Genomic DNA, 26879 nt, shown 5'->3' on the forward strand with positions numbered 1-26879 from the left:
CCTTTCCTGAGACTCTTAAATAGACATCCAAATTCACAGTAAGAATACATGTGTTCGTCTATGTTGGGGAACTGCATCATACTTTACTTATCTAATTTTAAGACGTCAACACTTCTAGACGTCTATATGTCTTTGCTTATGGCGGTAAATCCCGCTAAAATCTAGCCTTTGGAATTATTACTCGAATTCGAACAATGAAGGTGCGCAATGGCAGACTGGAACGGTGAATATATAAGCCCCTATGCAGAGCATGGGAAAAAAAGTGAGCAGGTGAAAAAAATCACCGTATCAATCCCTCTTAAGGTATTGAAAATACTCACAGATGAGCGTACTCGCCGCCAGATCAATAACCTGCGTCATGCAACTAACAGCGAGCTTTTATGTGAGGCGTTCTTGCACGCGTATACCGGTCAGCCGCTGCCGACGGATGAAGACCTGCGTAAAGATCGTCCGGATGATATTCCAGCTGAAGTGAAAGCGTTAATGACAGAAATGGGCATCGAATTCGAGGCTTACGACGACTAATTGTTGCCGATAATCTGTTTTGACGCCCAATTGTGCAGATAGATATAAAAAGCCCTGAAATGATTCAGGGCTTTTTTGATGCTATTGCGTTCAATGTAGTAACTGAATTTAGTTCGCCATGTAGTTTTCTGGCATCTCAATACGAGCAACACCAGAATCAATAGCCGCCTGAGCAACGGCTTTTGCTACACGTGGCAGTAAACGAGGATCCATCGGTTTCGGGATGATGTATTCTTTACCGAACGTGAGTGAGTCCACACCCGCTGCCTTCAATACTTCTGCTGGTACAGGCTCTTTCGCTAACTCACGAATTGCCGCAACTGCCGCCAACTTCATTTCATCGTTAATCACTTTCGCGCGCACGTCTAATGCACCACGGAAAATAAATGGGAAACAAAGTACGTTGTTAACTTGGTTTGGATAGTCGCTGCGACCTGTACCCATGATTAAATCATCACGCACTGCATGAGCTAGCGCTGGTTTGATTTCTGGATCTGGGTTTGAACAAGCAAACACCACAGGTTTATCGGCCATCAGTTTCAATTCGTCGGCGGTCAGCAGGTTTGGACCTGAAACGCCTAAGAACAGATCAGCGCCTTTAATCACATCTTCAAGCGTGCGTTTGTCTGTGTTGTTAGCAAATAACTGTTTGTATTCATTGATGTCATCGCGACGAGTGTGGATCACACCTTTACGGTCAAGCATGTAGATTTTCTCACGCATTGCACCGCACTTAATCAGTAGCTCCATACACGCGACAGCAGCAGCGCCAGCACCTAAACAAACGATAGTACATTCGCTGAGCTCTTTGCCTTGCAGTTCAATTGCGTTAAGCATGCCTGCAGCGGTCACAATCGCAGTACCGTGTTGGTCATCATGGAAAACCGGTACATCGCAACGTTCAATCAGACGACGTTCAATTTCAAAACAGTCGGGTGCTTTAATATCTTCTAAGTTGATGCCGCCAAAGGTATCAGCGATGTTGGCTACGGTATCAACAAACTCATCGATAGTGCGGTGTTTTACTTGGATGTCGATAGAATCTAGGTTTGCAAAACGTTTGAACAGTAAAGCTTTACCTTCCATAACCGGTTTTGAAGCCATAGGTCCAAGGTTACCTAAACCAAGAATGGCGGTACCGTTAGAAATAACCGCAACCGTATTGCCTTTGGCCGTGTATTTATAAACGTTATCAACGTTCTGTGCGATTTCGCGAACAGGTTCTGCAACACCAGGGCTGTATGCCAGTGCTAAGTCTTTTGCTGAATCTGCTGGTTTTGTGATAGAGATGGCAATTTTGCCAGGAGTCGGTAGAGCGTGGTAGTCGAGGGCTTGCTGACGAAAAGCCTCTTCCTCGTTAAGTTCATGGCGATCATTATTGGACATTTTGGTGGAGCCTTATTGTTTTTGTTAAGGCCACTCATTCTAGAGTATGTCAATGGATCTTCATAGTTTTGATAAGTGAGAAATAGAGCTCCTAAGACCAGATTATCTTGTGTTCGACATCTGGCTGCTTGGAGAAAGCGGAAACTAAAAAGGACGCCGTAGCGTCCTTTTTTAAATCTTTGCGTAAAGTAAAATTACTTCTTGCTAGATAGAGCGCCGAAACGCTTGTTGAAGCGATCAACACGACCACCAGTATCAACGATACGTTGTTTACCAGAGTAGAATGGGTGGCACTTGTCACATACGTCTAGGTGCATTGAATCTTTACCTAGAGTAGAGTTGAAAACGAAAGAGTTGCCGCAAGAGCAAGTCGCGTTTACTGCTTTGTATTCTGGGTGGATACCAGTTTTCATGGGAGAACCTCAAATTAGGCCGTGTCGCTATCCGAATCTGAGCCGGACACCACACGTAAATTAATAAATAATTAGTGACACTTGAAGAGCGTTCTTACAAGCGTCTCATCAAGGCGCGATATAGTAATGAATCCTGAGTCACTGATCAACCGCTTTCGCTGTTATTTTCACCACTTTAGTTGCTCGAATTTACGGGCATCATCCAGTAGACTGTATTTTCTCTGATTTTTACCCTCTAAAGTAATTATGCGCCCAACGATAGCTCGTGTTGCACTACCTGTACCGCTAGACAAACAGTTTGACTACCTAATCCCTGGTCATCTGTTTCCGATTATTGGTGGGCGGGTATCTGTGCCTTTTGGCCGTCAAACACTGGTGGGGGTTGTAACCGAATTCGCGCAGGAATCCGAGTTTTCCGTCGAGCAGCTTAAATCGATCAAAGAAGTCTTGGATTCTCAACCACTTTGGTCAGATAAACTCTATTCACTGTTGAAGTGGTGTAGTCAGTTTTATCAGTTTCCTTTGGGCGACACTCTTGCTAATGCGATGCCTAGTGCGTTGCGAAAAGGAAAACCCGCGGATTTCGCCAGTTGCAAAGAGTGGCAAATAACCCCAAGCGGTCGGGACAAAATGATGCAAGGCTTTGGCAGAGCCTTTAAACAGGCTCAGGTGATGAACCTTCTAACGTCAGGTCCGGTATCTCATTCTTCATTGTTGGAAGAAGAAGTCAGTGCAACCACACTTAAAACTTTGCAAGAAAAGGGTTGGATAGAGGTTATTGAGCAAAAGCCGCAATTCAAAGCCTGGTCTAAGCAGATTGAAGCGGATGTTGAAAAACCTAAGTTAAACCAAGAACAAGCGATCGCCATTGCCTCGGTGAACAGCAATAAAGGTTTTGGTTGTTATCTTTTGGAGGGGGTTACTGGTTCAGGTAAAACCGAGGTTTACCTCAATTTGATTAAACCTGTACTGGAGCAAGGGAAGCAGGCTTTAGTGCTTGTGCCGGAGATAGGTTTAACACCACAAACCATCAACCGTTTTAGAAAGCGTTTTAATGTGCCTGTGGAAGTGGTTCACTCTGGGCTCAATGATACTGAGCGCTTGAATGCATGGTTATCCGCGCGTGATAAGGTCGCTGGTATTGTGATAGGTACGCGCTCTGCGTTGCTAACTCCGTTTGCTTCACTTGGCATTATCATTGTCGATGAAGAGCATGACAGCTCCTATAAGCAGCAAGATAGCCTGCGTTATCATGCTCGCGATGTGGCAGTGATGCGTGCTAATCAAGAACAGATTCCGATTGTACTCGGCTCTGCAACGCCTGCCTTAGAAACGTTACACAATGCGTTAACCGGCAAATATCACCATTTACAACTGACGGAACGTGCGGGTGTGGCTGTACCTACTCGTAACCGTGTGTTGGACGTAAAAGGTTTATATCTGGAAAGCGGCTTATCGGCTCCTTTGATTGCTGATATGCGCCGTCATTTGTCGGCAGGTAACCAAGTTCTGTTATTTCTCAATCGTCGTGGCTTTTCACCCGCTTTGATGTGTCACGAATGCGGCTGGATTGCAGACTGTCAGCGTTGTGATGCTTATTACACTTTCCACCAGTACAGTAATGAAATGCGCTGTCACCATTGTGGCTCACAGCGACCTGTAGTTCATCAGTGTCAGAGTTGTGGTTCAACGCAATTGGTCACTGTGGGGGTTGGTACAGAGCAGCTAGAAAAGCAGCTAGCGGAGCTATTTCCTGAATACAAGACAATTCGCATTGACCGAGACAGCACTCGCCGCAAAGGCAGTTTAGAGTCGGCATTACAGTCGATACGTAAAGGCGAATATAAGATTTTAATTGGCACCCAAATGCTGGCGAAAGGTCATCACTTTCCGGATGTGACTTTGGTGGCGTTGCTCGATGTGGACGGCTCGCTTTACAGCAGTGATTTTCGCGCATCAGAGCGACTCGCTCAGTTATTTATTCAGGTGGCAGGACGAGCAGGACGAGCAAGTAAGCCCGGTGAAGTGGTATTGCAAACACACCATCCTGAACACAGTCTTTTGCAGGATCTTCTACAGCGTGATTATCACCATTTCGCTTTGACTGCTCTGGCTGAGCGAAAATTGGCTATGCTACCGCCATACACGTTTTTAACCCTGTTTCGTGCAGAAGCGAACCAATCGCAGATGGTGGAAGACTTCCTGCGTCAGGTACGGCAAACCTTGGAAGCACATCCGTTGTTTGATCAGCACTGTATGGTGTTGGGGCCAACCCCTGCGCCTTTGGCCAAACGTGCGGGGAAATATCGCTGGCAACTGCTTTTGCAAACAGAAGCTCGCTCGGTAATGCAGAAATTGTTGATGAGCGCCAAACCTGCGATTTCAATGCTGCCATTGGCGAGTAAAGTTCGCTGGACTCTGGACATAGAGCCACAAGATTTAAGTTAATTTCGCCAGTTTAATGTGGGTTAAAATTGCGCACAGAATATGCTGTACTATATAAAGATTCTCTAATGTGATAAAAATCACGCTTGCAGTGCAATTTTTGTTAATTTGACCGTAACTTTCTAATTAGAAATGAATAGACTAACGGTACAATTTCTTCAGTGAATCGTTTTCGTTTTGTGAAATGTATTTTTCTCACTGGAAGGCTAGGTGTGTATCCCACAACTTATACGCCATTAACATAATTACAAAGGTGTTTAAGCGCAGTTTGCTTAAGCACAACAAAGGAATAGAAAAGAGGGCTATTTAACATGGCGACAATGAAGGATGTTGCCCAGCTTGCTGGCGTATCGACCGCGACGGTGTCGCGAGCTCTGATGAATCCTGAGAAAGTATCGTCTTCGACTCGCAAACGCGTAGAAGAAGCGGTTTTAGAAGCTGGCTATTCACCGAATTCTTTAGCAAGAAATCTGCGTCGAAATGAGTCCAAAACGATTGTTGCGATTGTTCCGGATATTTGTGACCCTTATTTCACCGAAATCATTCGTGGTATTGAAGATGCGGCAATGGAGCATGGATATCTTGTTTTGCTGGGCGATAGTGGTCAGCAAAAGAAACGTGAAAGCTCATTTGTTAACTTAGTCTTTACCAAGCAGGCCGACGGCATGTTGCTGTTAGGCACTGACTTACCATTTGATGTGAGCAAACCTGAGCAGAAAAATCTTCCGCCAATGGTGATGGCTTGTGAATTCGCACCAGAGCTAGAACTACCGACAGTTCACATCGATAACCTAACTTCGGCATTTGAAGCTGTAAACTATCTGACTCAACTTGGGCATAAGCGCATCGCTCAAATCTCGGGTCCTGAAAGTGCTACTCTTTGCCAATTCCGCCATCAAGGTTACCAGCAGGCATTGCGTAGAGCGGGCATCACTATGAATCCGACTTACACAACTTATGGTGATTTCACTTTTGAGTCGGGTGTGAAAGCTGTGCGTCAGTTGCTTTCGTTACCAGATGCGCCAACTGCTATCTTCTGTCACAACGACACTATGGCAATTGGTGCCATGCAGGAAGCTAAGCGCTTAGGTTTGCGTATTCCTCGTGACCTTTCTGTGGTCGGATTCGATGACATTCAGTTCTCGCAATACTGCGATCCACCGTTGACAACGATTTCTCAGCCTCGCTATGAGATTGGTCGTCAAGCTATGTTGATGATGTTGGAACTGTTGCGTGGGCATGACGTACAAGCGGGTTCTCGTTTATTAGAAACCCATTTGATTGTGCGTGAGAGTGCCGCTCCTCCTCGTTCCCACTAAAATTGATCACCTGAATGGCAGTGCGAAAGACAGTACTGCCGTGAATACTCTGTTAACTCGCTTTAAACTGCTTTAACATGTGGGCAGATTTTATAACTATTGAACATTTCCAGTGGCTAATAAAGATTATGTAAGACGCGGTCGTAGTCAGAAAAAGCAGGCCCCTAAAAAAACAACTGCTCGTCGTAAACCTTGGCGTAGTGGACTTATTGCAATCGTGTTAGTTGGACTTCTCGGTTACGGCTTATATACGTTAAGCAATGATCCAGAGCCGCCGAAACCAGTCGCGGTTAAGCCAGATCCAAAACCTGCTAAGCCAAAGAAAACAGAGACCATACCGCCTCCTCCAACAGAGAAGTGGGACTATGTGGATACTCTGCCAAAACGCGAAATTGAAGTGATACCGAAAGAGCAAGAAGTCTCAGATATCCCGTATATCATGCAGTGTGGTGCTTACAAGAATATGCAGCAAGCTGAAGCGCGTAAGCTCGATATCGCGTTCCAAGGGATCAATAGTAAAATTCGTAAGAAAGAAGACAGCAGTTGGTTCCGAGTGGTGTTAGGACCTTACAAATTTAAGCGTGATGCGGAACGTGATAAACACAAACTGCAACGCGCGAAGATCGAGCCTTGTGCCATTTGGAAAGAACAGCAGTAAATTCTTTCACTAAAAATTGACCAGCTAAAAATTGGAAGACGCCCAGTCAGTTAACGACAAAAGTTAGCAATGATCTGGGCGTTTTGCTTTCTCTCTCCCTTGATTTTTTTTCCTCTTATCCTCATATAACTTGCATCTCCATCGTGAAAATAATTAAGAGGCCCTCTCGTGACTACCATCGTATCTGTACGTCGTAACAATAAAGTTGTCATCGCAGGTGACGGGCAAGTATCGCTCGGCAATACAGTAATGAAAGGCAACGCGAAGAAAGTTCGTCGTTTGTACAACAACAAAGTATTAGCTGGTTTTGCAGGCGGTACAGCGGATGCGTTTACGCTATTCGAACGTTTTGAAAGCAAATTGCAAATGCACCAAGGTCATTTAACGAAAGCGGCTGTTGAGTTGGCGAAAGATTGGCGTAGCGATCGTGCCTTGCGTCGTTTGGAAGCGATTTTGGCGGTAGCTGATGAAACAGCATCGCTCATCATTACAGGTAACGGTGATGTTGTTCAGCCTGAGCATGATTTGATTGCGATTGGCTCCGGTGGCAATTTTGCACAAGCCGCTGCGATTGCATTGATTGAGAATACCGATTTAGACGCACGCTCAATTGCGGAAAAAGCATTAAACATTGCTGGCGATATTTGCGTCTTCACTAACCATCACCACACCATCGAAGAGCTGGAAATTCCACAAGAGCTCATCGCTAAAGACCAAGCATAAAACAGTGTGATTAGAATTAAAGGAATTCATTATGTCTGAAATGACTCCTCGTGAAATTGTTCATGAACTTAACCGCCATATCATCGGTCAAGATAAAGCTAAGCGCGCTGTAGCGATCGCTCTTCGTAATCGCTGGCGTCGTATGCAGCTTGAAGAGAGCTTGCGCGTAGAAGTAACACCAAAAAACATTTTAATGATTGGCCCTACAGGTGTCGGTAAAACAGAGATCGCTCGTCGTCTAGCGAAACTGGCGAATGCCCCTTTCATTAAAGTTGAAGCCACTAAATTCACCGAAGTGGGTTATGTGGGTAAAGAAGTTGAAACCATTATCCGTGACCTAACGGATGTGGCGGTAAAGCTGACTCATCAACAAGCGACTGAAAAAGTAAAATTCCGAGCTGAAGAGCTGGCAGAAGAGCGCATTTTGGATGCACTTCTTCCACCAGCACGTGACGCTTGGGGCAAAGCTGAACAAAGTGAAGAGAGTTCAAATACTCGTCAGGTTTTCCGTAAGAAATTACGCGAAGGTAAGTTAGACGACAAAGAAATTGAGTTAGACGTTGCTGTACCGCAAATGGGCGTGGAAATCATGGCGCCTCCAGGTATGGAAGAGATGACTAACCAGCTACAGGGTATGTTCCAGAACTTAGCGGGTAACACTAAGAAGAAACGTAAACTGAAAATCAAAGATGCCTTTAAAGCGTTAACGGAAGAAGAAGCGTCGAAGCTGGTTAACCAAGACGAGTTGAAAGAGCAAGCGATCTACAGCGTTGAAAACAACGGTATCGTGTTTATCGATGAAATCGATAAGATCTGTAAACGCGGTGAAGTGTCTGGTCCAGATGTTTCTCGTGAAGGTGTTCAACGTGACTTACTGCCTCTTATCGAAGGTAGCACGGTTTCTACTAAGCACGGTATGGTGCGTACAGACCACATCTTGTTCATTGCTTCAGGTGCATTCCAAGTGGCCAAACCGTCTGATCTGATCCCAGAGCTGCAAGGTCGTCTGCCAATTCGCGTCGAACTTGAAGCGCTTTCGAGTGATGACTTCAAACGCATTCTTACGGAACCAAAAGCGTCATTGACCGAACAATACATCGCTCTGATGAAAACAGAAGATGTGGATGTTGAGTTTACCGAAGACGGTATTAAACAAATCGCTGAAGCTGCGTGGCAAGTGAATGAAACTACCGAGAACATCGGTGCTCGCCGTCTGCATACTGTAATGGAGCGTCTGATGGACGAAATCTCATTCGATGCAACGGATAAGTCGGGTTCGTCACTAACCATTGATTCTACTTACGTGAAGAGCAAACTCGGTGATTTAGTTGCCGACGAAGACTTAAGTCGCTTCATCCTGTAAATCTCAAAAGCCCGCTGAAATCGAAGCGGGCTTTTTTACAATTCGCCATTTCTCGTTCTGAGCCAAGGGTGCTGAGCCCGCTGACACCGTATGCGCTTTGGGTATATACTGGCAACATTGTTTGAACTACTTAGCATAATCATGAATAACTCTCTGCAAATATGGTTTGATGCTGCGCGACCGAAAACACTTCCTCTCGCATTAGTATCGATTTTTACCGGAAGTGCTTTAGCTTTTTCTTCTGGACACTTCTCTTTGCCGATCGCTCTTCTGGCGCTGCTGACCGCGACTCTATTGCAGATTTTATCGAACTTAGCCAACGACTATGGTGATGCAGTAAAAGGGACTGATAACGAAAAACGTATCGGCCCGATGCGCGCTATACAGTCTGGTGCAGTGAGTTTGAGTGACATGAAGAAAGCCATTGCTATCAACGTATTTATGACGGTTGTGGCGGGATTGATGCTGGTTTTTTATGCTCTAGATAGTCTGCAAAGTATTCTTGCGTTTATTGGTTTAGGCGTGTTGGCAATGTTGGCGGCGATTGCTTATACCGTCGGAAACAAACCTTATGGTTATCTGGGACTAGGTGATTTATCGGTTTTCCTGTTCTTCGGTTTACTCGGGGTGTCTGGGACATATTTTCTTCACACTGGCAATATAGACTTGAGTCTGTTTTTACCGTCACTCGGTTGTGGTTTGATGGCGGTTGCGGTGCTTAATGTCAACAACATGCGAGACATCGAAAATGATGCTGAGTGTGGCAAACGCACGGTTCCTGTTCGTTTAGGGCAGATGAGAGCAAAGAAATATCACTTCCTGCTTTTATCCGGTGCGGTGATTGCTTTCGGTGCTTATCTCCTTATGCAAGGTAAGCCGCTGTGGATTAGCCTGCCTTTCTTACTCAGCCTGATTTTTGTGGCGAAACATGGACGAGATGTGTGGCAGAGTGAAAAGCCTGCACAGATCGCACCTATGCTACCTGTGATAGTAAAGTGTTCTTTGATTACTAACTTATTGTTTGTTGGCGTGGTTATCGCTCAAACTCTGACAAGTTAATTTGCGCTGTATCATTGCATTGGCTTCATCACCCGATATACTCGTTGGAAGACTTTTCGTAAAGAGAGCAAGGCTATGGAATACAACACCTCTGCACTATGTGATATCTACATCGATCAAGTTGATGTGGTAGAACCTATGTTTAGTAACTTTGGTGGTCGCGCATCGTTTGCAGGCCAAATCACAACAGTGAAGTGTTTTGAAGACAATGGGCTGATTCGTGAAACACTGGAGCAAGATGGTGTGGGACGTGTGCTGCTTATTGACGGTGGCGGTTCACTGCGTCGTGCTTTGATTGATGCTGAATTAGCTGCGCTTGCGGAAGAAAACGAGTGGGAAGGTATCGTTGTTTACGGTTGTGTCCGCGAAGTGGACGAACTGGAAGACATGAGCATCGGTATTCAAGCTATGGCTGCAATTCCAGTAGGCGCAAACAGCCAAGGTATTGGTGAAGTGGATGTGCCGGTGAATTTCGGCGGTGTAACCTTCCTGCCTGAAGACTACCTGTATGCCGACAATACTGGCGTAATTTTGTCTCAAGAGCCTCTAAACGTCGATCTTGATACTGAAGAAGACATAATTGAAGAAGATGATATTTTGTAATCTTCGACGATAAAAAAATCAGAGCCGATGCCCATGCATCGGCTTTGTTGTTTTACCGCTGAGCCCAACAGCGATAAAGATTTTAAGACGCTGAGTTTTCGCTTGGCGAAGCTTCAACGCAATGCGTTTTTCTCAGCCAAAGCGCGTAGAGATAGCCCAGTAATCCACCTGCTATGTTTCCTGCCGCAATCCCGATAAATAGCCCTTCAATGCCATAAATTTCAGAGCCTACCCAAGCCACAGGAAGTGTGAACACAAACAGACGCATGAAACTCCACTGGAATGCTTTAATTGGTAGATGAAGAGCATTTAGGGCAGAGATAAGCATCATCACTACCCCTTGGAAGCCGTAACTGAAAGGCACAACGAGCAGGTAGTGCCAGAGCAAATCCTGAACCGCTGCTTCTTGAGAAAACAGTTTTGAAAGTGGAATGCTTAGCGGCACCATCATGACGAATATCATCAGTTGGAAGAGCAGGGAAAACCGCAGACTGATGAATAGCCCTGCAAAACTTCGAGTGGGGTTATTCGCCCCCAGATTCTGCGCCATAAAAGGTGTCAGAGAGGAAGTCAGAGACATCAACACCAGAATCAGAATCGATTCAATGCGTTGTGCTGCACCGTAAGCCGCCACAGCCGCTGTGCCATGGCTGGAGAGCATCATCATGAGTAATGCCCCAGAGATTGGGTTCATTGCTGTTGAGAGCGCAGCAGGCGTCCCTATCTTTAAGATTTGATTCCAATCTTTGTGCAAACTCGGAAAATGCGGAACAGCGAGTAATTTCACTCGCTTAATCAGTACGTAGAAAGAGCAAATCAGAGCGCCCAGCCAAGAAAACGCACTTGAAATGGCGGCACCTTGGATTCCTAACTCAGGAAACGGCCCATAGCCAAAAATAAGCATAGGATCTAATACGCCGTTGATGATGCCTGCCAACATCATGATCTTCGCCGGCGTTTTGGTATCACCGGTTGCTCGTATGACGCTGTTTCCTGTCATAGGAACAACCAAAAGAGGGATGGTGAGATACCACACCTGCATATATTGCTCGATAAGCGGGATAAGATCTTGCTTTGCCCCGAGTAATAAGAACAGCGGCTCTATGGTGATAAAACCAATTGAAGAGGCGACGATAACTAAAACGACAGCCAGCAGAATGCCGTGGCTGGAGAAGCGGGCGGCATTGTTTGCTGAGCCTTGGCCGAGCAATCGTCCGATATTGGTGGATAGACCGATACCAATACCCATCGTAATACAGTTGACGATAAAGGTGACTGGAAAGGTGTAGCTGATCGCAGCCAGCGCCTCTGTACCCAGTAAAGAGATAAAAAAAGTATCGACAAGATTGAACATCAGTATCGCAACTAAGCCGAATATCATCGGTATCGTCATTTGACGCAATACTGTGGGAATGGGCGCAGAAAGCAGGCCGTGTTTATCGTGCATAGAGGCAGTGTTTATAGAGCATAGAGATAATAGGTTGGCGATAAAGTAGCTAGAATACTCGATCTTCGCCTGATGGACTACCCAAGTCTGGATAGACGTTTAAGGGATATGAAAAAGGCCAGCATTGCTGGCCTTCGATATTTGAATAAGCTTGAAATTAAGCTTTTGCTGCTGCAGCTGCTTTAGCGATAGCTGCGAAGCTCTTCGCGTCTAGAGATGCACCACCAACTAGAGCACCGTCGATGTCTGGTTGAGAGAAGTAAGCTTCAGCGTTTTCTGGCTTAACAGAACCGCCGTATTGGATGATTACTTGTTCAGCTACTGCTGCATCTTTCGCTGCGATTAGCGCGCGGATAGAAGCGTGGATGCGTTGTGCATCTTCTGCAGTTGCTGCTTTACCAGTACCGATAGCCCAGATTGGTTCGTAAGCGATGATTGCACCGTTTAGCGCTTCAACACCGTATGCATCGATAACAGCATTGATTTGACGAGCACATACAGCTTCAGTTTCGCCAGCTTCGTTTTGAGCTTCAGATTCACCGATACAGAAAACAGGTTTTAGGCCGTTCTCCTTTAGGAAAGCGAATTTCTTAGCAATGAACTCATCAGATTCGTTGTGGTACTCACGACGCTCTGAGTGACCGATGATGATGTGTGTAGCACCGAAATCTTTCAGCATCGCTGGAGACATATCACCAGTGAAAGCACCGCTGTTGTTTAGGTCAGTGTTTTGTGCACCTAGGATGATTTTGTTGCCACCTTCAGCGATTAGACGCTCAGCTAGATCGATGTAAAGCGCTGGTGGAGCGATAGCTACGTCAACACCCGTTACACCTTCAAGTTCAGCATTAAGGCCATTTAGCAGCTCAGTTACCATTGCTTTGCTGCCATTTAGTTTCCAGTTACCCATTACGACAGGACGACGCATAGAAAGATCTCCAATATCTAAAAAATGAAAGTCTATAAAAATATAAACGAAATGTGATTGCGACAGAATATAGCAGATAAAATTTAGCAAATCATGACTAGGGTCATGACTTTCTTGGATCTTGATAACTGCTTAGACCTCATTCGCCGTGATCCCTCTGACATAATCAGCGGTCTATACTCGGTTTTTACCCGTTACCTTGTTATTACTGAGAGTCAATTATAGTGGAAGATAAACAAAGGAAGTGACTATGCCCAATTTAGTGCTGGAGTACTCCAACTCCGCTGAAGAGCGAATAAATGTTCAGGGACTGCTTGAAGATTTACATCAAGTAGCATTAAACAGCGGACTTTTTGAGACAAGCTCAGTAAAATCCCGCACTTTACGATGTCACCATTGGTTGGTGGGTGATGTCGCGGATAGCGAAGATTTTATCCATGTTCAATTTGAGTTGCTTGAGGGGAGAACCCCTGCGCAAAAACGAGAATTATCACAACAACTCATGGATGTGCTGGTATCTCAGGCGAGTCATATCTACAGTTTGACGGTAGATATGCGTGATATGGATAAAGACTACTTTATGAAAGTCATTAACGGGTAACACTGATGCCAATAACCACTTTACTCTTTTCCTTCCAAGGCCGAATAGGACGCCAAACTTATTGGATTTGGAACTGTTGCTACTATGCCATGATCCTTGGCTTTGTTGTCGGTGTGAATCGGCTTTTTCCGGGATTGGCTTCGCTGATTTTACCGGTTTTTCTACTGCTGATATTGATTCCTGATTTAGCGATCACGGCCAAGCGTTGGCATGACAGAGACAAAAACAGTTGGTGGTTACTGCTGAATATTCCTTTGGTTATTGGTCGTATGAGTGTGCCTGTTGGCGCTAACGCTTTGACAGCCAACGAACCCATGTTGTATGAAACCATTATTTCTGTCGCCGCATTGATGTGTGGCTGCTGGATTCTGATTGAGTGTGGCTTTATGAAAGGCACTCAAGGTGACAACCGATTTGGCAAAGAGCCTGTTTAGTTTCAGCTGGAATAAACAACAAAAGGGAGCATAAGCTCCCTTTTATATTCTTAGTGTTTGGTTTTTAACGCCATTCTTCATCACTGTTACGTCTGAAAGGAATGACAACAGCCTGTTGTTGAGAAACTTCGCCTTCTAAGGCATCACGGAATTTCACCATTTGAATGGTCATTTCCCGCATCAAAATGACGTTAATGTGATTAGGGTTTTTGCACTGGCTTACAACTAAATCAATGTGACTTTGTTGTGCCCGTAATCTCTGTTGCATGTTCAGTGAAGCTGACGAAATCATCTCTTCACACATTTGGCGTTTGAATTGAGAGAAAGCCTCCGGATTTTGCTTTGCCAACGCAACGAGTTCGTCAAATGGAGGAAGTTCTTGTTGATATGGTTGCGACTGAGGTTGGGGCATAAAAGGCTCCTCTTCGATTCCCAACCCATTGAACCGCTGTGATGACCGATATGAGGGCAGGGAGAACAAATTAGTGATGAAATAATCAACACTATAAGCTTAAGCGAGGATTTTTAGCGTGGTGCGGGGAAAATCTCAATTCTCGAATTTAAGACAGATTTGCCAGTGTGAGCAGTCACTATGCTTTGGTGATGAGATAGGTACAGCGACGTTCACCTTGGATAATATGTTCTTGGCGATCGACCTGATAATCATGGCCTAACAAGTGCTGGAATATATTGAGTTCAGATTGACACAGATTTGGGCAACGGGTTGCGGCTTTGCAGATAGGGCAATGGTTTTCAATCAGCATAAAACCGTGCTCTGTTGTCTCAAGCTCCGCCATGTAACCTTCTCGCTCACGTAAGGTGACTAGAGCGTTCAGTTTTTCTTCGATATCCGTGAGATCAGCCAGTGCTTTTTTATACGTCGATAAGGTTTGAGCTTCTCGTTCTGCTGCTACTTTAGCGAGCCCTTCTTTGCCAAAGATATGCTCTACTGCGTCCATCACCTGAATGGTGAGTTCACTGTGCCTGTCGGCAAATTGATCGTGACCTTGTTTGGTTAAGGACCAGTGACGAGTGGGGCGACCGACTTTGACTTTCACATCATGAAACGACAAGATTCCGTCTTCTTCCAAACTTTGCAGATGTTGACGAGCGCCCATTGTGGTAATGGAAAGATCATCAGCAAGCTGTTTGGCAGTAACGGCACCTTCGCGTTTGATGGTGTGCAAAATCCTATCGATAGTTTTCATTATTTCCCTCTCTAGACACTGCTTATTATGAATTCAGTTCTTAATAAAGCAAATTATTTACTATGCTCCTGACTTCTATGCTTTCGACTTCGGCTGATTTTGGCTGGTCATTATTTTCGGTTGTTTTCATCTGCCCGTTTTTATCGCAGGGAATTTCTTATCGGGTGCCAGCACCGAGGGTAGTTAGAGTACTTCTCCATTGAATCGTTAATTTCGTCACATTTTTTTCGCGTTTGCCCCTTGGGTTATCATCGAGTATCCCCCACATATCATTCACAAGCTGTTTGGGTCTGGTGACCCATTTATTAATCAGTGTTTATTAACCAAATGGAAATCTAATCAGGAGAGACGACCGATGAATATTCGTCCATTACATGATCGAGTTATCGTTGAACGCCAAGAAGTTGAATCTAAGTCTGCTGGTGGCATTGTTCTTACTGGTTCTGCTGCGGAAAAATCAACGCGCGGTAAAGTGCTTGCTGTCGGTAAAGGCCGCATTCTAGAAAACGGTACAGTTCTTCCACTGGACGTAAAAGTTGGCGATTCTGTGATTTTTGCTGAAAGCTACGGCACTAAATCAGAAAAGATCGACGGCAAAGAAGTTCTTATTCTGTCTGAAAGCGACATTCTAGCAATCGTTGAGTAATTGCTCTGAGCTCTTATGTTCTGAAAAGAACTAAAAGTTCGCTCTATCATTTATCAATAAACGAATTCTTAAGAGGAAATACAACATGGCTGCTAAAGACGTAAAGTTTGGCAATGACGCACGTGTAAAAATGCTGGAAGGTGTAAACATTCTAGCTGACGCTGTAAAAGTAACTCTTGGCCCTAAAGGTCGTAACGTAGTTCTAGACAAATCTTTCGGTGCACCAACTATCACTAAAGATGGTGTATCTGTTGCTCGTGAAATTGAATTGGAAGACAAATTCCAAAACATGGGCGCACAAATGGTTAAAGAAGTTGCATCTCAAGCAAACGATGCAGCGGGTGACGGTACAACAACTGCAACTGTACTAGCACAATCTATCGTAAACGAAGGTCTTAAAGCGGTAGCTGCGGGTATGAACCCAATGGATCTTAAGCGCGGTATCGATAAAGCGGTAACAGCAGCGGTTGAACAACTAAAAGCGCTATCAGTACCATGTGCAGACACCAAAGCGATTGCACAAGTAGGTACTATCTCTGCTAACTCAGATTCAAGTGTGGGTAACATCATTGCTGAAGCAATGGAAAAAGTGGGCCGCGACGGTGTTATCACTGTTGAAGAAGGTCAAGCACTTCAAGACGAACTAGACGTTGTTGAAGGTATGCAATTCGACCGTGGTTACCTATCACCTTACTTCATCAACAACCAAGAAGCGGGCAGTGTTGATCTAGACAACCCATTCATCCTATTGGTTGATAAGAAAGTTTCTAACATCCGTGAACTTCTTCCAGTTCTTGAAGGTGTTGCAAAAGCTTCACGTCCACTGCTAATCGTAGCTGAAGATGTTGAAGGTGAAGCACTAGCGACTCTAGTTGTGAACAACATGCGCGGTATCGTGAAAGTAGCTGCGGTTAAAGCGCCTGGTTTCGGTGACCGTCGTAAAGCTATGCTACAAGACATCGCTATCCTAACTGGCGGTACTGTGATTTCTGAAGAGATTGGCCTTGAGCTAGAAAAAGCGGTTCTTGAAGATCTAGGTCAAGCTAAGCGCGTGACTATCACTAAAGAAAACACAACGATCATCGACGGTGCTGGTGAAGAAGACGCGATCAAAGGTCGTGTATCTCAAATTCGTCAACAAATCGAAGAAGCAACTTCAGACTACGACAAAGAGAAACTACAAGAGCGCGTTGCTAAACTAGCTGGCGGTGTTGCAGTAATCAAAGTTGGTGCTGCTACTGAAGTTGAAATGAAAGAGAAGAAAGACCGCGTAGAAGACGCTCTACACGCGACTCGCGCAGCGGTTGAAGAAGGTGTTGTAGCAGGTGGTGGTGTTGCACTTATCCGTGCAGCTTCAATGCTAACTGAGCTTACTGGTGACAACGAAGAGCAAAACGTGGGTATCCGCGTAGCACTTCGTGCGATGGAATCACCAATTCGTCAAATCGTGAAGAACGCGGGTGATGAAGAGTCTGTAGTTGCAAACAACGTTAAAGGCGGCACAGGTAACTACGGTTACAACGCGGCAACGGGTGTTTACGGCGATATGATTGAAATGGGTATCCTAGATCCTACTAAAGTAACTCGTAGCGCACTTCAGTTCGCAGCATCAGTGGCTGGTCTAATGATCACAACAGAAGCTATGGTAACTGAGAAACCTAAGTCAGAAGGTCCAGCGATGCCAGATATGGGCGGCATGGGCGGTATGGGAATGATGTAATTCCCTGTGCTGACTAGACCTTATCGTTGAGGTCGAGCATAGATACTTTAAAGGCAGAATGTGCTATGGCATGTTCTGCCTTTTGTTTATTCTGCCATTTTGTTTTACAGAATTTGTTTATCCATACTTGTCTATCATCCCTTCTTTCTAACTGCCCTAGTACGAAAAGATCTTAATTTATTCCTTGTTATAACGCCGTTTTATATGAGATTTAGTCCATGTTTTTGTTCATATATTGTCCAAAAAACGAGATTTATTCCAAACAAATAAAATGACGATCTCTTTTTTATAAAACGATGGTTTATAAATGTAAGCAATAATAAAAACCCTACTAGGAGCACTCCTAATGAAAAAAACTTACTTAGCTATTGCTATGATGACCACGCTTGCTGGTTGTAGCAGTGTTTCAACTTTGCCTGCTGATTCTTTCCAAGCCACTGGTTGGGCGACGGTTGACGGCGCTGTCACTGGTGGTGAAGGAGCGAAAGCTGAAAATGTTTACGTGGTCGAGACACGTGCACAATTAATTGAAGCTCTTTATGGCAGTGTGGACGCGAATTTAAATAATCCAGCAAGTGACGTTCCTAAAATCATCTATATCAAAGGCACTATCGATTTAACTGCGAATGCTGAAGGTCAATCTATGTCTGGTTCTGATTTCATGGCGAAGTGTGCTGATGAAACTGGCTACAGCGATTACGACACTTTCTACAATGCCTACCGTGCAGCATATGACCCAGCGGTATGGAATAAACAAGATCTTGCCAAGAATGGTCGCCCACCTAAGGTGAATGGTCCTTTAGAAGATGCGCGTGATTGCTACCAAAAAGCTCAGGCGGATTACACTGTACTGCGTGTTGGTTCGAATACTTCTATCTTAGGTGTTGGTAACGATGCTCATATCAAGTTCGGTACACTGCGTCTGGGTACTGCAGGTAAAGAATTGGTGAAGAACATCATCATTCGTAACATCGAATTCTCTGATTCGTTTGATTTCTTCCCACAATGGGATCCTCAGGATTCATTCCGTATTAACAAGAAAGAATTTGGTCAAGGTAACTGTAGTGACAAGTTTGTAAGCGATACGGTAAACCCTTACGGTTGTACTAGTGCAGAAGGCGGCCGCTGGAACTCAGAATACGATTTAATTGCGATTGATAACGCTCAGCAAGTATGGATTGACCATAACACGTTTAGTGATGGTGAGCGTACCGATGACCAGTTCCCACCAGTATGGGAAGCTCCGTACAACATCAAAGAGCAAAAAGTGCAGCATCACGATGGTCTCGTGGATATTACTAATGCAGCAACGAAGATTACTGTTTCATACAACGTCTTCAAGAATCACGATAAGACCAACTTGTTAGGTGGTAGCGACAAGCCAAATGCTGAGATTGGCTATGGTCCTGGCGCAATTGATGTTACGTTCCACCACAACATTTGGGATAACACAGGTCAGCGTATGCCTCGTCTACGTTTTGGTCGTGTTCACTCTTACAACAACTATTTCAACCTGAATGCTACAGCGGGTAAAGAAGCAGGCAAATACGGCATGATGGACGCGGTAATTTTAGGTACTGCTGCGAAAATCTATGCAGAAAACAACGTGTTTGACATTAAAAACGATGGTGAAGGTACGTTCGAACACAAGATCATCGGTTACTACTCTCGCACTAACAATCAAGAGCGTTGTGTAAAAACCGGTGATTTTGAAGAAGCAGCTTGCGGCACCTATTTCTTTGCTGAAGGTAACTTAGCTAACGGCGCGGCAATTGACCTAAATGCAATTGCTCAGAAAAACCAAGCATCATCTGGCAGCAATGCCGAGCTGACATTGTTAGATCCATCTGATGCGAATGTGTTTTGGTTACCTAAGAACACTTATCAGTACCAAGCAGATGCGGCAGAAAGCGTGAAAGACAATCTGCTGAAAAATGCCGGTGCTGGTAAATTAAATATCAAGCACTAAGCCTTTAGTTAGTGAGATAAAAATGGATGCGTTAAGCATCCATTTTTTTATGCTGTTTGAACTTGCTCAGACTTTCGGATAACTAGAAATTAACCGCTAAGTTATGCACTATAAACATTCGTTTTCCAAGGAAGGTTACTATGCAAATTCAACAGCTTAAACACCAAACAGAATCAGTATCTTTAGTGATAGATAACTGGCAACTGCAAGCTGGAGAACATTGGGGCATGTTTTCAACTCATAGCCATGCAGCGTCGCTACTAGTGCGAGTGCTGAGTGGCGAGTTGCAACCTCAGCAAGGTAAGGTCTCTGATCTTCCCGAAAAAATTGCCTGTGTCTCTTTGCATGAGCAGCAACGCTTGCTGGATTTAGAGCTGGAAAAAGATGACACCGATTTTATGGATCGTATTGACTACGGTTCAACGGTGGAAGAGCTGGTGGCAGAAGCAGGTTGTACTGGTGATGAACTTGAGTCGTTATTAGCGACAACGGATTTATTAGCCATCAGAACTCGTGGATTTCGTCAGCTTTCCACAGGAGAAACACGCCGGGTGATGCTAGCCCGTGCGCTCGCGTTGAAGCCACAAATGATGATCTTAGATGAGCCTTATTCCGGTTTAGACATTGCTCACCGTCAGCACCTTTCCGAGCTGTTACAGCAGTGTTCGAACCATATTCAACTGGTCATCATCACATCCCGTGAAGACGAGTTACCATCTTTTATTACGCATGTGGCCTTGTTTGACGAGCAGAAACTTGCTCAAACATTAAGTCGTGAAGAGTGGCTGAACCACCCAGTGATGGCGCAGATGCTGGCGTTATCTGAGCAAAAGAGTGATGCAATGTTCGAGCTTCTGCAAGCGCACCAGTCACAGCATCAATACCCAAATCCGTTGGTCATTATGAATGACGTCACGGTGGAATATGTGGATGCCAAAATCTTTTCAGGTGTGAATTGGCAGATTGAGCAGGGGCAGCATTGGCAAGTGCGAGGTCCTAACGGCTGCGGGAAAAGCACGCTACTTGGGCTAATTCTTGGGGATCATCCTCAGTGTTACAGCAATGATGTGACGGTATTGGGCATGAAACGAGGCAGCGGTGAAACTATCTGGGATGTGAAACGTCACATTGGTGTAGTTTCTTCGGCTTTGCATCTTCAATATCGAGTCAATTGTACTGCTCTCGAAGTGTTGATTTCAGGATTCTACGACTCAATTGGTCTCTATCAGCAGCCGAGCAAAAAAGAGATTCTGTATGCACGCGAGTGGTTGCAGCTTTTAGAAATGAGTCAGTTTGAAAAAGTGGGTTTTCGAAATCTGGATTACGGACAGCAGCGACTGCTGTTAATTGGTCGAGCCTTAATCAAACAGCCCGCACTACTGATTTTGGATGAACCTTATCAAGGGTTGGATTTCCTCAACCGAAAGTTAGTGTTCAAAGCGCTAAATCGCATAGCTTCTGCAAATATCAGCCAGTTGCTATATGTGACTCATCATGAAGAAGACGCGCTAGACGCAATCCATCACTTTGTGGATTTTGTTGCTCAACAAGGTGAGGGATACCGAGTCAATATTTACTCGAATCAGCCATAACTCCCAGAAAAAAGCGTTGCCTGAGCAACGCTTTTCAATGGTTAGTGACGACGTCTGAGTTTCTGGTGTACGCCACGACGCAGACTGTGGAAGGTGTTTTCTGCCTTATCAACGCCGTAAAGCACACTAAGTGCAAGAAAAGTAATGACGACAGACTGTGTTAAGTAGCCCAAACCGATCATTAGCCCTAAGGCTGCCAATACCCAGATAACTGCTGCAGAGGTAACGCCGTGAATTTTACCATCCAGCGTCATCATCACTCCCGCTCCTAAAAAGCCGACACCAGTGATGATTTGCCCAAGCACGCGAGCTTGGTCAAGGGTATTCGGGGACAGAGACACCGCCATCGCCATGAAAAAGTAAGTGCCGGAAATAATCAGTATCGAGGTGCGGATACCTACTGGCTTTCCTCGCGTTTGACGCTCGATACCGATAAGCAAGCCGTTGATCATACAGCAAAGTAAAGCGGACCATTGGAATGGCCCAAGATCGAAAATAGAATCCAAAGTTAGCATGGCAGCCTCAATGCATATAGGCGTGAAGAAGCGCAGTATGCAGTGAATCTGGCTTGCGATCTAACAAAAGCTTTTATGGGCTAGATAATCAATATCTATAGAACTACTCAAGATGTAAATCGAGCGGCGTTTTACTGCTTCGTCCGCCTATCTCGCGAGTTAGCTTAGGTACTAAATAACCCGAAACTCGTTCTATAACTCCAGCCATAATTGTTTTGGCTGCTTGGTCATCAATAAAGAAGTGAGCTGCGCCCTGCACTTTATCCAACACATGAATGTAGTAAGGCAATATTCCTGCATCAAACAGGCTTTCACTGAGATCTACCTGAGCTTCGACCGAGTCGTTTACCCCTTTTAACATCACTCCCTGATTGAGTAGAGTCACGTTAATGGCACGCAGGCGAGCCATTTGCTGTTTTAGCTCAAGGTTGATTTCATTAGCATGATTGATGTGAGTGACAAGTATCACTTGCAATCGGGTCTGAGCCAGAGTGTCTACCAGCTCATCGGTAATACGCGCAGGGATAACCACAGGCAGGCGAGAGTGAATACGCAGACGCTTGATGTGAGAGATCGCCGCGATCTTGTCGAACAGCCAAGTCAGTTCGTGATCCTTTGCCATTAACGGATCGCCGCCAGAGAGAATGACTTCATTCAGTTCAGGATGCTTGGCAATGTAATCCAAGCTCTGCTGCCAAACCGATTTGGTACCTTTGTTGTCTTCGTAAGGAAAATGACGACGGAAACAGTAACGACAGTTAATAGCACAGCCACCTTTCACGATCATGAGCGCGCGGTTGCGGTATTTATGCAGTAATCCGGGGATGTCGTTGTTCTGCTCTGAAAGGGGGTCGTTTGAATAACCTTGGTGTACTTCAAACTCTTCGCTCAATGGCAATACTTGGCGCAGTAAAGGATCGTGCGGGTTGCCTTTTTCCATTCTGCTGACAAAACTTTGCGGTACTCGCTGGGCAAATAATTTGCGCGCAGCAAACCCGTCCTGCCAAGGTGTAGGATCAATACCCAGCTCGTTGAGCAATTGAGTGGGATCTGAGATAGCATTTGCTAGTTGTTTGATCCAGTTTTGCTCAACAGAATCGACTTTTCGGGTTATGATGTGCGGCATTAATTTTAACTCGAAGAATGTAAGAGGAAATATGGCTACTGTTAGCACGAATGAATTTAAAGGCGGTCTTAAAATTATGCTTGATAATGAGCCTTGTGTCATTCTCGAAAACGAGTATGTAAAACCGGGCAAAGGTCAGGCTTTCAACCGTGTAAAAATCCGTAAACTGCTTTCTGGCAAAGTTCTAGAGAAAACTTTTAAGTCTGGTGACTCTGTAGAAACTGCGGACGTAGTAGATATCGACCTAGATTATCTATATTCAGATGGCGAATTCTACCACTTTATGAACAACACCACGTTCGAACAAATTGCAGCAGACGTTGCAGCTGTTGGCGAAAACGCTAAGTGGTTGGTAGAAAACAATACTTGTACTCTGACACTTTGGAACGGTAACCCAATTTCTGTTACTCCACCAAACTTCGTTGAGTTAGAAGTGACTGAAACAGATCCAGGTCTGAAAGGCGATACTCAAGGCACAGGCGGTAAACCAGCAACACTCGTTACCGGTGCAGTTGTACGTGTACCTCTTTTCATCCAAATCGGTGAAGTAGTGAAAGTGGATACTCGTAGTGGCGAATATGTAAGCCGCGTTAAGTAAATATTGCTGTAGTTTGTACGAAAATTTCTATTACAAATTATTGAATATAAAAAAGACCAGCTATATCAGCTGGTCTTTTTGTATGTGTTATAGCTGGCCTTGGTTTCAATAAGCCAGCTATATTTCCACTACAGCATTAGCATTCCAATAAACACGACTGCAAGCAGTGTGATGAATCCAGCAAATGCATAACAAGCAATTTTGCCAATAATGCCTGTATGGAATTTTAGGTCGTGCATACCGTGGTGAACACGGTGCATCGCATGCCACATTGGCAGCGCTAGCGTACCAATGATGAACAGTGCACCGATAATGCTGGTCGCAAAGCCGGTGACACGTTCATAACTCAGTGCTTCTGCATCAATAATGCCTAGCGGAACCAAGATACCTAATACGAATACAGTGATCGGTGTAATCATAGCGAACCATGTACCGCCAGCACCAAACAGTCCCCACCATACGGGTTCATCTGAACGTTTTGGATTGGTATTAATCACAATAAGCTCCTTACACCACAATCAGAACAATAAGTGAGATGAAGGCAACTGCTGCCCACTGACTCAATACAATGATCTTCTTATCAAGCAATTTACCCTTGATGCGGATTGGCATCACCTGAGGCATCATGCTGAAGAAGGTTTGTGCATGAAATAGGCTACCCGCTAACGCAACAATGTTAATCGCGATAACGATTGGGTTTGCCATGAATTCAAGCCATGTATTCCAAGCTTCAGGACCTTTTACCAATGATCCTAGACCTACGGTCAGGAACAAGGTGAAAAGAATGAGCGGTAGAACCGTCGCTTCACGTACCATGTAAAAACGGTAGAAAGGATGATCTTTCCACCAAGTACGTTTCATCTGACGAACATAAGGTTTACGGTTACTCATCCTTAGCCCTCCACTTTGTTTGTTGAACCATCTGGTTTCAACATTGCAATCACGAAGTCCATTGACGATTCCACTTTACCTTGGTTCACCGCCGCCGCTGGGTCGACATGTTTTGGACAAACTTCAGAACAGTAGCCAACAAAAGTACAGCCCCATGCACCATTCTCACCATTGATAAGCTTCATACGCTCTGCTTTACCATGGTCACGAGAATCAAGGTTGTAACGATGAGCCAAAGTCAGTGCCGCTGGACCGATAAATTCAGGGTTAAGACCGAACTGAGGACACGCCGCATAGCACAGACCACAGTTGATACAGCCTGCGAACTGTTTGTAGCGAGCCATCTGCTCAGGCGTTTGGTTATTTGGACCATCTTCAGGTGTACGATCATTACCAATGATGTAAGGCTTGATTGCTTCAAGACGTTCGATAAACGGTGTCATATCAACAATCAGGTCTTTTTCAATCGGGAAGTTTGCTAATGGCTCGATTTTTAAACCATTTGGGTAGTCGCGAAGGAAACTCTTACATGCCAGTTTAGGCACGCCGTTCACCATGATGCCGCATGAACCACAAATCGCCATACGGCAAGACCAGCGGTATGAAAGCTCTTTATCTAAGTGATCTTTCACGTAACCAATAGCATCAAGTACTGACATTGTTTCATCGAAAGGTACTTCAAAGCCTTGCAGATGAGGTTCTGCATCTTTTGCTGGGTCGTAGCGTAAGATCTCTACTTTTTGAATACGATTTGCCATTACTGTTGATCCTCCGCACTTACGCCAGCTTCTTTCGCCGCTTCTGCTGCTGCAGCTTTTTCAGCCGCTTCACCGTAAAGTCGAGCTTTAGGTTGAGACTTAGTGATAGTCACTGGGCTGTAATCGATCTTCGGTGCATTGCCGTTGGTGTAGAAAGCAAGTGAGTGTTTTAGGAAGTTTTCATCATCACGTTCGGTACAACCATCGTCTAAACGTTGGTGAGCACCACGAGACTCTTTACGTAGCAGCGCTGAATGAACCATAGCTTCTGCAACTTCTAAACCGTAGCCGACTTCAATCGCATAAAGCAGATCAGTGTTGAACACTTTTCCTTTGTCTCTAATACTGATTTTTTTGTAGCGTTCTTTTAGCTCAGCAAGTTTAGCAATGGTCTCTTGCATCAAGTCTTCTTGACGGTAGATACCACAACCCGCTTCCATGGTGTGACCCATTTCAGTACGAATATCCGCCCAGTTTTCATCGCCTTCTTGGTTTAGAAGAGCTTGAATACGGCCTTCTATCGCTTGAACTTGCTCTTCAATCGCTTTGTCATTCCAGCCTTTAAATTCTTCTGCACGTTTCACTGCATGTTCACCAGCAACGCGACCAAATACCACGAATTCAGCCAGTGAGTTTGAACCAAGACGGTTTGCACCATGAAGACCAACTGACGCACATTCACCAACCGCAAACAGCCCGCTAATACGAGTTTCACATTGACCATTAGTTTCAATACCACCCATGGTGTAGTGAACCGTTGGACGAATTGGAATAGGCTCTTTGGCTGGGTCTACGTTTACGTACGCTTTTGCTAGCTCACAAATGAACGGCAGACGTTCTTGAAGATACTCTTCACCTAAGTGGCGTAAGTCGAGAAGCACCACATCACCTAATGGGTGTTTGATGGTGTTACCTTTTTGCTGTTCGTGCCAGAAAGCTTGTGAAACTTTGTCACGAGGACCCAGTTCCATGTATTTGTTTTTCGGCTGACCCACAGGTGTTTCTGGACCCATGCCGTAATCTTGCAGGTAACGGTAACCGTTCTTATTGACGATGATACCGCCTTCACCACGACAACCTTCGGTCATCAGAATACCAGTGCCTGGCAGACCGGTTGGGTGGTACTGAACGAATTCCATGTCACGCAGTGGCACGCCGTGGCGATACGCCATTGCCATACCGTCGCCAGTTACAATGCCACCGTTAGTGTTACAGTGATAAACACGGCCCGCGCCACCTGTTGCTAATACAACCGATTTCGCTTTGATGAGAACTAATTCACCTTCAGACATATGAATGGCAACAAGTCCTTGAACTTCGCCATCAACAACCAAAAGGTCGACAACGAAATACTCATCAAATCGTTTGATCTGAGGATACTTAATTGAAGTTTGGAAGAGTGTATGTAGCATGTGGAAGCCAGTTTTGTCGGCCGCGAACCAAGTACGCTCGACTTTCATACCGCCAAAACGACGAACGTTAACTTCGCCATTTTCTTTACGGCTCCATGGGCAACCCCATTGCTCCATTTGAATCATTTCGCGAGTGGAATTTTTTACAAAATATTCCACAACATCCTGTTCACATAGCCAGTCGCCCCCACCAACGGTGTCGTTGAAGTGGTTGTCTAGGCTATCTTCTTCCTTGATAACTGCTGCGGAACCGCCTTCAGCGGCTACCGTGTGAGAACGCATCGGATAAACTTTAGATATCAGGGCAACTTCTAGGTTTGGGTTCGCTTCAGCTGCTGCAATTGCAGTACGAAGACCCGCACCACCTGCGCCGATGACTGCGATATCTGTGGTAATTGTCTGCACAGTTATCCTCCAGTGTATTGTATGTTGATGATGAGCTTTGGTGCTCATTCCTCGTTATATTGGGTGGTTTTCCGGTGAACGCTAAAGGATTGTCGCGCCTCCGAATCAAACCAAATCCACTTATAAAGTGGTAGG

Annotated in this window: 27 protein-coding genes; 15 read left to right on the forward strand and 12 right to left on the reverse strand. The window is 45.0% G+C overall.

Features of this window, described 5'->3' with window-relative positions:
* Positions 1-207 precede the first annotated feature (207 nt).
* A complete protein-coding gene (gene metJ, locus HKI82_RS13605) occupies positions 208-525 on the forward strand; it encodes a met regulon transcriptional regulator MetJ (protein ID WP_042484962.1) in 318 nt (105 codons plus the stop codon).
* Between the two features lie 108 nt (positions 526-633).
* On the opposite strand, the gene HKI82_RS13610 is transcribed toward metJ, so the two are convergent.
* Entirely contained in the window at positions 634-1911 is a 1278-nt protein-coding gene (locus tag HKI82_RS13610) for a malic enzyme-like NAD(P)-binding protein (protein ID WP_102941227.1), read from the reverse strand.
* Between the two features lie 194 nt (positions 1912-2105).
* Positions 2106-2324: a 50S ribosomal protein L31 gene (rpmE, locus tag HKI82_RS13615; protein WP_102941226.1), complete on the reverse strand. Its 219-nt coding sequence runs from the start codon at positions 2322-2324 to the stop codon at positions 2106-2108.
* 246 nt (positions 2325-2570) lie between these two features.
* Here rpmE and priA point away from each other — a divergent pair, with 246 nt between their 5' ends.
* The 7 genes from priA (at position 2571) to rraA (ending at position 10494) form a co-directional block, all read left to right on the forward strand.
* Complete coding sequence (gene priA, locus HKI82_RS13620) at positions 2571-4772, forward strand: primosomal protein N' (protein ID WP_171138326.1); 2202 nt, start codon at positions 2571-2573, stop codon at positions 4770-4772.
* A 308-nt stretch (positions 4773-5080) separates the two neighbouring features.
* On the forward strand, positions 5081-6088 hold the full coding sequence (cytR, locus tag HKI82_RS13625) for a DNA-binding transcriptional regulator CytR (protein ID WP_042484975.1): 1008 nt from the start codon (positions 5081-5083) through the stop codon (positions 6086-6088).
* 112 nt (positions 6089-6200) lie between these two features.
* Positions 6201-6746 carry a cell division protein FtsN gene (ftsN, locus tag HKI82_RS13630; RefSeq protein ID WP_171138327.1) on the forward strand — a complete coding sequence of 182 codons (546 nt, stop codon included), beginning with the start codon at positions 6201-6203 and terminating at the stop codon, positions 6744-6746.
* Between the two features lie 168 nt (positions 6747-6914).
* Positions 6915-7469 (forward strand): ATP-dependent protease subunit HslV, encoded by a 555-nt coding sequence (gene hslV / locus HKI82_RS13635; RefSeq protein ID WP_102941223.1) that lies wholly within the window; start codon positions 6915-6917, stop codon positions 7467-7469.
* 31 nt (positions 7470-7500) lie between these two features.
* Complete coding sequence (gene hslU, locus HKI82_RS13640; protein ID WP_102941222.1) at positions 7501-8832, forward strand: HslU--HslV peptidase ATPase subunit; 1332 nt, start codon at positions 7501-7503, stop codon at positions 8830-8832.
* A 141-nt stretch (positions 8833-8973) separates the two neighbouring features.
* Positions 8974-9891: a 1,4-dihydroxy-2-naphthoate polyprenyltransferase gene (locus HKI82_RS13645; RefSeq protein ID WP_102941280.1), complete on the forward strand. Its 918-nt coding sequence runs from the start codon at positions 8974-8976 to the stop codon at positions 9889-9891.
* A gap of 75 nt (positions 9892-9966) precedes the next feature.
* On the forward strand, positions 9967-10494 hold the full coding sequence (gene rraA, locus HKI82_RS13650) for a ribonuclease E activity regulator RraA (protein WP_042484987.1): 528 nt from the start codon (positions 9967-9969) through the stop codon (positions 10492-10494).
* An 82-nt stretch (positions 10495-10576) separates the two neighbouring features.
* Here the strand turns inward: rraA and HKI82_RS13655 are convergent, their stop codons facing one another.
* Positions 10577-11941, reverse strand: coding sequence for an MATE family efflux transporter (locus HKI82_RS13655; RefSeq protein ID WP_102941221.1), 1365 nt, complete (start codon positions 11939-11941; stop codon positions 10577-10579).
* A gap of 157 nt (positions 11942-12098) precedes the next feature.
* Positions 12099-12869, reverse strand: a complete 771-nt coding sequence (tpiA, locus tag HKI82_RS13660; RefSeq protein ID WP_042484993.1) for a triose-phosphate isomerase — start codon at positions 12867-12869, stop codon at positions 12099-12101.
* A gap of 250 nt (positions 12870-13119) precedes the next feature.
* Between tpiA and HKI82_RS13665 the strand changes: the two genes are divergently transcribed.
* Positions 13120-13470: a 5-carboxymethyl-2-hydroxymuconate Delta-isomerase gene (locus HKI82_RS13665; protein WP_042484995.1), complete on the forward strand. Its 351-nt coding sequence runs from the start codon at positions 13120-13122 to the stop codon at positions 13468-13470.
* Between the two features lie 5 nt (positions 13471-13475).
* Positions 13476-13904 carry a DUF805 domain-containing protein gene (locus HKI82_RS13670; RefSeq protein ID WP_102941220.1) on the forward strand — a complete coding sequence of 143 codons (429 nt, stop codon included), beginning with the start codon at positions 13476-13478 and terminating at the stop codon, positions 13902-13904.
* A 64-nt stretch (positions 13905-13968) separates the two neighbouring features.
* On the opposite strand, the gene HKI82_RS13675 is transcribed toward HKI82_RS13670, so the two are convergent.
* Both HKI82_RS13675 and HKI82_RS13680 read right to left on the reverse strand, forming a co-directional pair.
* Positions 13969-14316 carry a DUF3135 domain-containing protein gene (locus tag HKI82_RS13675; RefSeq protein ID WP_042485000.1) on the reverse strand — a complete coding sequence of 116 codons (348 nt, stop codon included), beginning with the start codon at positions 14314-14316 and terminating at the stop codon, positions 13969-13971.
* Between the two features lie 178 nt (positions 14317-14494).
* Positions 14495-15112, reverse strand: coding sequence for a helix-turn-helix transcriptional regulator (locus tag HKI82_RS13680; RefSeq protein ID WP_042485003.1), 618 nt, complete (start codon positions 15110-15112; stop codon positions 14495-14497).
* Between the two features lie 355 nt (positions 15113-15467).
* Between HKI82_RS13680 and HKI82_RS13685 the strand changes: the two genes are divergently transcribed.
* The 4 genes from HKI82_RS13685 (at position 15468) to modF (ending at position 21039) form a co-directional block, all read left to right on the forward strand.
* Positions 15468-15758, forward strand: a complete 291-nt coding sequence (locus HKI82_RS13685; protein WP_042485006.1) for a co-chaperone GroES — start codon at positions 15468-15470, stop codon at positions 15756-15758.
* Between the two features lie 85 nt (positions 15759-15843).
* Positions 15844-17478: a chaperonin GroEL gene (groL, locus tag HKI82_RS13690; RefSeq protein ID WP_171138328.1), complete on the forward strand. Its 1635-nt coding sequence runs from the start codon at positions 15844-15846 to the stop codon at positions 17476-17478.
* 346 nt (positions 17479-17824) lie between these two features.
* Positions 17825-19447 (forward strand): pectate lyase family protein, encoded by a 1623-nt coding sequence (locus HKI82_RS13695; protein WP_171138329.1) that lies wholly within the window; start codon positions 17825-17827, stop codon positions 19445-19447.
* A 140-nt stretch (positions 19448-19587) separates the two neighbouring features.
* Positions 19588-21039 carry a molybdate ABC transporter ATP-binding protein ModF gene (modF, locus tag HKI82_RS13700; protein ID WP_102941216.1) on the forward strand — a complete coding sequence of 484 codons (1452 nt, stop codon included), beginning with the start codon at positions 19588-19590 and terminating at the stop codon, positions 21037-21039.
* Between the two features lie 41 nt (positions 21040-21080).
* Here the strand turns inward: modF and HKI82_RS13705 are convergent, their stop codons facing one another.
* Entirely contained in the window at positions 21081-21554 is a 474-nt protein-coding gene (locus HKI82_RS13705) for an MgtC/SapB family protein (protein ID WP_102941215.1), read from the reverse strand.
* Between the two features lie 103 nt (positions 21555-21657).
* The gene (gene epmB, locus HKI82_RS13710; protein WP_171138330.1) at positions 21658-22680 is read right to left on the reverse strand and encodes an EF-P beta-lysylation protein EpmB; all 1023 of its coding nucleotides are present in this window, start codon (positions 22678-22680) and stop codon (positions 21658-21660) included.
* Positions 22681-22711: 31 nt separating this feature from the next.
* Here epmB and efp point away from each other — a divergent pair, with 31 nt between their 5' ends.
* Positions 22712-23278: an elongation factor P gene (gene efp, locus HKI82_RS13715; protein WP_102941213.1), complete on the forward strand. Its 567-nt coding sequence runs from the start codon at positions 22712-22714 to the stop codon at positions 23276-23278.
* A 128-nt stretch (positions 23279-23406) separates the two neighbouring features.
* Here efp and frdD read toward each other — a convergent pair whose 3' ends face one another.
* The 4 genes from frdD to frdA are packed head-to-tail and all read right to left on the reverse strand — an operon-like array spanning position 23407 to position 26744.
* Positions 23407-23775, reverse strand: a complete 369-nt coding sequence (frdD, locus tag HKI82_RS13720) for a fumarate reductase subunit FrdD (protein WP_171138331.1) — start codon at positions 23773-23775, stop codon at positions 23407-23409.
* Between the two features lie 10 nt (positions 23776-23785).
* Positions 23786-24169 carry a fumarate reductase subunit FrdC gene (gene frdC, locus HKI82_RS13725; RefSeq protein WP_102941211.1) on the reverse strand — a complete coding sequence of 128 codons (384 nt, stop codon included), beginning with the start codon at positions 24167-24169 and terminating at the stop codon, positions 23786-23788.
* A gap of 2 nt (positions 24170-24171) precedes the next feature.
* The gene (locus HKI82_RS13730) at positions 24172-24927 is read right to left on the reverse strand and encodes a succinate dehydrogenase/fumarate reductase iron-sulfur subunit (protein ID WP_171138332.1); all 756 of its coding nucleotides are present in this window, start codon (positions 24925-24927) and stop codon (positions 24172-24174) included.
* Positions 24927-26744: a fumarate reductase (quinol) flavoprotein subunit gene (frdA, locus tag HKI82_RS13735; protein WP_171138333.1), complete on the reverse strand. Its 1818-nt coding sequence runs from the start codon at positions 26742-26744 to the stop codon at positions 24927-24929. The genes HKI82_RS13730 and frdA overlap by 1 nt, the downstream gene beginning before the upstream one ends.
* Positions 26745-26879 lie beyond the last annotated feature (135 nt).

The organism is Vibrio plantisponsor, from assembly GCF_013041605.1.
In the GTDB taxonomy this organism is placed as follows: Bacteria; Pseudomonadota; Gammaproteobacteria; order Enterobacterales; family Vibrionaceae; genus Vibrio; species Vibrio plantisponsor.